Here is a 6,272-nt window from a genome sequence, read left to right as displayed (position 1 = left end):
CCCCGGCGTATTTGCGTGCGGTGATGTCCGCAGCGGAACGACCAAACGGTGTGCTTTCGCGGTCGGCGACGGGGCGCTAGCGATCACCTGCGTGCATCAGTATTTGCAATGAGTGCTGAATGATCTTTTTGGTGGCGGCAGGTCATCGTGGTCGGACGCGAGCGTTTCGGTGGCGGACCGGGCGGCTTGCGTCTCTCCGCTAGGAAGTTAAACCAAATCGAGGCCTCGCATGGTGCCGGTGGCACTTGCGAAGGTGTCGACTTCCATGCCGAGGCGTTGCAGCATCGACGTGTAGAGATTTGGCAGCGGGTAGTTGTTGGTTCGATCGAACGCGAGGTGTTGTCCGTGGCGGAATCCTCCACCGGCGACAACCACTGGCATGTTTTTGGTGTCGTGGGACGACGCGTTGCCGAGGTTGGACGTCAGCAACAACATGGTGTGATCGAGCAGGTTCCCGTTGCCTTCTTGGGTTTCGTGTAGCCGCCTGACGAGGTTGCCCCAGGATTGCATTTGGGCTTCTTCGATGATTCCAAGTTGCGTGATCTTTTCTTCGTCGCGACCGTGGTGACTGAGTTGGTGATATCCCTGGTCAACGCCTTCTAAGGGAACGCGTTCGCCGCCACCATCGGTGTGCATGGTGATGAATCGGGTGCTGTCGGTTTGGATGGCGAGGTAGATCACGTCGTGCATCGCGGATTGTTTTGCGATCGTATGACTGTTGTCCGAAACTGGTGCGGGGGCTTTTCTGTTGACTTTGGGTTTGGGACGTTCCGCCCAACCCTGGTTCATGTCCAGCCGACGTTCCAAATCGCGAACGCTGGTGAAGTACGCATCCAATTTTTCGCGGTCGGAAGGTCCGAGTCGGCGCTGCACTGATTTGGCTTCTGCGGCGACGAGGTCCATGATGCTGCGACCTTCCAGGATGCGTTGCTTTTGAGCGCGTCGTGCCGCGGGGCTGTCGTCAATGAACAGTTGTGCGAATAGTTCTTGCGGTGAATTGATCGGCGGGATCATTGATCCATTCGCGGTGTATGACGTGCCCGTTGTGCCGTTGGAGCTGAGCGTCAACGAAGGGAACCGAGTTGCCCCGCCAAGTTCTCGGGCCATCAATTGATCGAGTGAGATCGTGTTGCGAAAATTGGATCCGCTGTAGGGGGCGGCGGACAGGATGCACGGTTCGGCTTTGTGGCCGCCGCCGACGCCGGGGTGGGACGCGCCTGAAATGATCGTGAATTGATCGCGAAGGTCTTCGATCGGTTTCAAGTATCGCGTGGTTTCATAGTCATGCCCGCTCTTTTCGGGAAACAAGAATGGAGCGTGAAAGCCGAGAGCGTTGCTGATGCCGACAAACCGCCGCGGAGGGTTGGCGTCCGAACTCGCTTCGCGACCGAAGGCTGGGACCATTGAGTCGAGCCAAGGCAGCGCCATGGTGATGCCCGCGCCGCGCAAGACGGTTCGGCGTGACAAGGATTGGTTGGTTACAAAAGGTTTGATTTTCATCGCGGCAACCAGAAGGCGTGGAGGTTCGAATGAGTTGTGAGGAAACGGTGCGTCCGGGCGTGGCGGTGACGCTGGCTATTTGCTGAGAAACAGAGGGCTTTGGATGACTTCATGGACCAATGAGCGAACTCCGTAGTCATTGGCTTTTGCGGCTTGGACGATGCGTTTCAATTCGTCTCGATCAGCGAAGGTTGGGGAAGCACCGGTGGCATAGGTCACGAACTGAGATGCCATGTTCTTTGCCAGTTGCTCGGGACGCTGCAGCAGCATCGACTTCAGTCCCGTGACATTTTCGAAGGATTCGCCGGTGACGAATTCGTGGCTGGGGTCAACTGGCAACCCAGGGACCCAGCGTTTTCCTTTGTTGGGAGCGGCGGCGCGGTAACGGTCTCGCCAGCCACCGATCACGTCGTAGCTTTCCAATGCAAAACCAGGAGGATCGATTTTCACGTGGCAGGAAGCGCACATCTCCAGGTTGCGATGTTTGTCGAGTTGATCGCGGATGGAAGTTGCACCGCGAATATCGGGTTCCACGGCGGGCACGTTGGCAGGTGGCGGTGGGACGTGTTCGCCCATGATTTTTTCCAGCATCCAAACGCCACGGATGATGGGTGAGGTGGTGGTTCCGTTGGCGGTGACTTTCAGAATGCTGGCTTGAGAGATGATGCCGCCCCGGTTGGAATTTGGGTCCAAGGGAACACGTTTCAGACCTGTTCCGCCTGGCCAATCCACTTGGTAGTGCCTTGCCAAACGCTGGTTCAGGAATGTGTAATCGGAGTCAACCAAATGAGTCACCGGAAGGTCACGTTGAATCAAATCGGCGACGAACGCTTGGGTTTCTTCAGGCAGCGAACGATGCAAGATGAGATCGTATTCGGGGTAAAGTTTGCCGTCCGGCGTGGTGCTTTCAAGTTCGTAGAGTTGCAACCACTGGTTGGTGAATTCATCGATTGCAACTTGCGAGCGTGAATCGTTGAGCAAGCGTTCGGTTTGGGCACGCAAGACATCGGGTTTCTTGAGTTGGCCGGTTTCAGCGAGTTGTCGAAGTTCCTCATCGGGAGCGCGGCCCCACAAGAAATGGCTGAGTCGATTCGCGACCGCGGCATTGGATAGTTCGCCAGGGGATTCGTCAAAGTAAAGGAAGCGGGAGGAGCAAAGGACAGTGCGGTAGCCAGCCCGCAGTGCATCCTGCAGGGACCGGCTGTCTTGGCGTTTGGCCTCGGCGAATTCAAAGTAGGGCTGAAGTTCTTCGGCGGTGAGTTCTTGGCGGAATGCCTTTTCAGCAAAAGCATGGATGCGTTTTTTGAGGTCTCGTTTGGGAGCCGATGAGACAATCTTGAAGCGTTGCTTGGAACGTTTGTTGGTCGGTTCGATGGAACGAAGTTCGAGGTCACCGATCAAGGCGTGACGAATTTCATCGCGGTCGCCTTCGATTCGATCCAGCTCAATCCACTCAATTGCGATTCCCGCGACACCCATGTCCTCGACCACGCCGGGTTTGGAATCCACGGCTTTGGCTGCAACCCGGCGGATGCCGTGGTCGTTGGGGACAATCTGCAACATGTGGCCTTCGCGAATCCAGGCTTCGAATTCGTAAACCTGAGTTTCGTCGGTTGCTTCGATGCTTCCGATCCAGTACATCGTCGACGCTTTGCCGGAGCACACGCCACTGTTGACGCTGCACCAGACACGACCGATCTTGGGCGTGTTGACTGCGTGGGCTTTCACTCGAATTCGGTAACGTCCCGTTTCAGGGACGGACGTTGCTGGCATTCGTCCGTAGAAGTTTTGGCTGCTGGACCATGAGACGATGTCTTTGTGATTGGGGCGTCCTTCTGGTTCCCGGTTTGTTCGTTTTTCGTTTCGGCGAAGCTGCGTCCAATCCAGGTGAATTGTCTTGAGTGATTCATCGCCGGACAGATCGGTGGCGAGCAATCGATCGAAGGCCGTTTGAAGAGCGAAGTCAGCGGCATCGAGGTAGGCGGCCAAAGAGTGGTCAGAAACTTGTTGGCTGCTGGAGACCGTGTCGAAACCATCGGCGAGAGATTCCGCGGGAAGGAACTCGCGCAGCGGAACATCGATCGCAAGCAAGTCGCAAACGTCGCGTTCGTACTGAGTGCGCGTCAGGCGTCGGGCGAGCACACGGCCTTCTGTGGTGATGCGTTGGTTGTCGGCATCGTTGAGGATTCCGTGGAGCTTCGCCAAGAATGGTTGGGACTCTGCTGGATCGAGGTCTTCTTCCGGTGGCATTTCTCCGGCGTGAATTCGATCGAAAACGCGTTCCCAAAGATGAAAGTTGTCGGGGTCGGTTAATTCCAACGCCAGCGTTTCAAGGTCCAGGTCACCTTCTCGTGTCGAGGAGTCATGGCAGTAGGTGCAGTTGAGTTCCAGGAACTCGGTGAGTTGCTCGGGAGGTTCGGCAGCGAAAACAATCGACGATGAGGATGATTGATTGGCAACTGCGAAGAGGAATGCCAGGGCAATCAGAAGGTGAGTGTTGCCAGTAGAGAACGACTTTGTTTTCATCGATTTTGACGGTGGGGAGCCGGATGGAGAGGCGGGGCCTTGCGATGTGGATGAAATCACCAGGCAAGAGGAAGCATCTTGATCGCTGATGCAGACTTCGTTCGACATCGCCGATGGGGAGGTAGGGTGGCGTGGGCAGGAGAGGCTTTGCCTTCCATCGACCATGGATGGGCGGGGCAAGTCTCAATCAAAACGTATTCTTACGCGATCGAAACTTCAACACTTGTTCGGCGGAATCGACGACATTGCGCATGTCCGATCGGAAGTTGACGGCGCATCAGTCGGATGGATTGGTTCAAATTCCGCGTTCAAAGCAAAGGCTATAGAGCGGCGGGTGATTTGGTTCGTTTTGTTGCGTGTTGAAAATGGTCTATGGAGTCAACTGCTTGTCGGCATTCAGGTCAGTGAGCGATGACCTGACGGATCAGCGGGCCATTTGAGCGCGGCACACGTCCATGATGCTGTCTTCGGTTTGCAAGTGGCTGACGTGAATGCGTTCGGCCAACAGTGGGCCCGCCATGCGTGAGTAGCGATCGATGTCGAGTGTGTTGATGATGACAGCGATGGCCCAACCGCGACGCGACAGGCCAACTAACGCGGCGATGTCTGCTTCGGTGGCTTGTTGCAGCATCACCAACATGGTTGTTTCGCTGGAAAGTTGTGATTCCGTTTCCACCAAGAACTCCGCCAGCGTCAAGCCGTCGGTTCGTTCCAAGCGAGCGAGGGTTCGGAACATCTCTTTGAGGTGAACCGGTCCGCGATCCACGTCGACGAGCACTGGTCGCAACCGTTCATTGAGTTGTTTGAGCGAAGCCGCTTTGACGGAAGCATCTCGTACACGGTGGTCACCGCGAAAACCTTCGGTTCGGATTCGGTCGGCGGCGTCGCGACCGTTGGTGGCCAACCCGAAGGGTTCGCCAGCATCGTGCAGGGCCGCAGCGATCGTGGCTGCGGTGGTGATCGTCAAATCGGTGCGTAGCGGTTCGTGTTGATCGGGATTGGTGTCGACGTGCAGATCCAGGATGAGCGTCGCACCGGCGACCGAGGAGGGCTCGTAGACCTTGCTATGCAGGATGCCGGTTCGCGCGGTTGCGGCCCAGTGAACGCTGCGGAGCGGATCTCCGATCTGCCATTGCCGGATGCCTCTGAGCCGGGTGGGATCAGTCATCGAAGAGGCTCGGATTTTGATTTCGCCGATCGGACGACGGGATCCAATTTCGTAGGTCGACAGCAGTTTGACTTTGGGAAGCACGGTCACGAACATCGGGCGAGCGCCCAATCGATAGCGTCGAAACATCCCGACAGGGTCTCCGGTTTCCAATACGGTTGGACCGATCTGGAAATAGCCTCGACGTTGGCAGCGCACCGAGTACTCGATGCGTTTGGATTGGCCGGGCAAAAGTGCCATGACGGCCAAACGGGCTCCTTCGACGGGCAGCGGCGTGGTTCGTGGATCGAGTGCCATGCCGTCTGCCTGGCGGGCTTGCCTTGTCGCGCCGCGAGGGATCAAGTCTTCAGCGAGGACCCAGGCAACAGGCAGCTTGCCTTGATTGGTGACTTCGACCGTGACGGGAACCAAGGATCCAATCACGACCTCGAGATCGCGGCCTTCTTCGGGAGAGTCCAAACGAACGGCAACGACTCCTGCGGACCACTGGGTGGCGACCCAGTTGCCAATGGCGACGACCGCGGCCACGGTGATCGCGGCGGTCATCCACAATCCAGCGCCCGCGACCATGCCTAGGAAAACAACGATCGCGCAGACGGCGATGATGGTCATCCAACGCGATGGAGCGGGCGGATCGGATCGTGATTCCGCAGCGTTGCCGTGGTCCGTCATGATGAGATCGTGGGCACCGCGATTTCGCTGAGGATCTCTTCCAGGACTTTTTCGGTGGTTAGCTTTCGCAAGCGACTTTCCGGTCGAAGGATCAAGCGGTGGTTCATCACGGGGGCGATGATTTTCTTGACGTCGTCGGGGGTCACGAACGTTCGTCCGCGAATCGCTGCCATCGCTTGGCTGCATCGGAACAAGGCAATCGTCGCACGGGGGCTGCCTCCGAGAGCCAAGTTTTCGTTGTGCCGAGTTTGGTGAACGATTTGAAGCAAGTAGTGGCGGACTCGCGGGTCAACGTGAACGGACCGTATCGCTTGTTGAGCCGCGACCAATTGTTCGGCGGTTGCCACTGCGGTCATCGAATCGACTGGATGTTTGAACTGGAGCAGATCCAACATCCGCAGTTCTT

General features: G+C 57.1%; 5 protein-coding genes. 1 reads left to right on the top strand and 4 read right to left on the bottom strand.

Annotated elements, in window-relative coordinates:
* Nucleotides 1-207: 207 nt before the first annotated feature.
* Both ACF8AM_RS20755 and ACF8AM_RS20750 read right to left on the bottom strand, forming a co-directional pair.
* Nucleotides 208-1,500, bottom strand: coding sequence for a DUF1552 domain-containing protein (locus tag ACF8AM_RS20755; protein ID WP_392557483.1), 1,293 nt, complete (start codon nucleotides 1,498-1,500; stop codon nucleotides 208-210).
* 75 nt (nucleotides 1,501-1,575) lie between these two features.
* Nucleotides 1,576-4,026 (bottom strand): DUF1592 domain-containing protein, encoded by a 2,451-nt coding sequence (locus ACF8AM_RS20750; RefSeq protein ID WP_392557482.1) that lies wholly within the window; start codon nucleotides 4,024-4,026, stop codon nucleotides 1,576-1,578.
* An 88-nt stretch (nucleotides 4,027-4,114) separates the two neighbouring features.
* Here ACF8AM_RS20750 and ACF8AM_RS20745 point away from each other — a divergent pair, with 88 nt between their 5' ends.
* Nucleotides 4,115-4,441, top strand: coding sequence for a hypothetical protein (locus tag ACF8AM_RS20745; protein WP_392557481.1), 327 nt, complete (start codon nucleotides 4,115-4,117; stop codon nucleotides 4,439-4,441).
* A gap of 9 nt (nucleotides 4,442-4,450) precedes the next feature.
* Here ACF8AM_RS20745 and ACF8AM_RS20740 read toward each other — a convergent pair whose 3' ends face one another.
* Complete coding sequence (locus ACF8AM_RS20740; RefSeq protein WP_392557480.1) at nucleotides 4,451-5,866, bottom strand: DUF58 domain-containing protein; 1,416 nt, start codon at nucleotides 5,864-5,866, stop codon at nucleotides 4,451-4,453.
* A partial coding sequence (locus tag ACF8AM_RS20735) for an AAA family ATPase (protein WP_392557479.1) occupies nucleotides 5,863-6,272 on the bottom strand: 410 nt, incomplete at its 5' end. The genes ACF8AM_RS20735 and ACF8AM_RS20740, both read right to left, overlap by 4 nt.

The sequence above is a fragment of the Rhodopirellula sp. JB055 genome (assembly GCF_043100905.1).
Lineage (GTDB): Bacteria > Planctomycetota > Planctomycetia > Pirellulales > Pirellulaceae > Rhodopirellula.
This window is presented reverse-complemented; position numbering and strand designations above follow the sequence as displayed.

What these genes read in the sequence shown, in the direction of transcription:
- ACF8AM_RS20755 (WP_392557483.1), bottom strand. Translation starts at nt 1,500, where the DNA reads ATGAAAATCAAACCTTTTGTAACCAACCAATCCTTGTCACGCCGAACC.
- ACF8AM_RS20750 (WP_392557482.1), bottom strand. Translation starts at nt 4,026, where the DNA reads ATGAAAACAAAGTCGTTCTCTACTGGCAACACTCACCTTCTGATTGCC.
- ACF8AM_RS20745 (WP_392557481.1), top strand. Translation starts at nt 4,115, where the DNA reads ATGCAGACTTCGTTCGACATCGCCGATGGGGAGGTAGGGTGGCGTGGG.
- ACF8AM_RS20740 (WP_392557480.1), bottom strand. Translation starts at nt 5,866, where the DNA reads ATGACGGACCACGGCAACGCTGCGGAATCACGATCCGATCCGCCCGCT.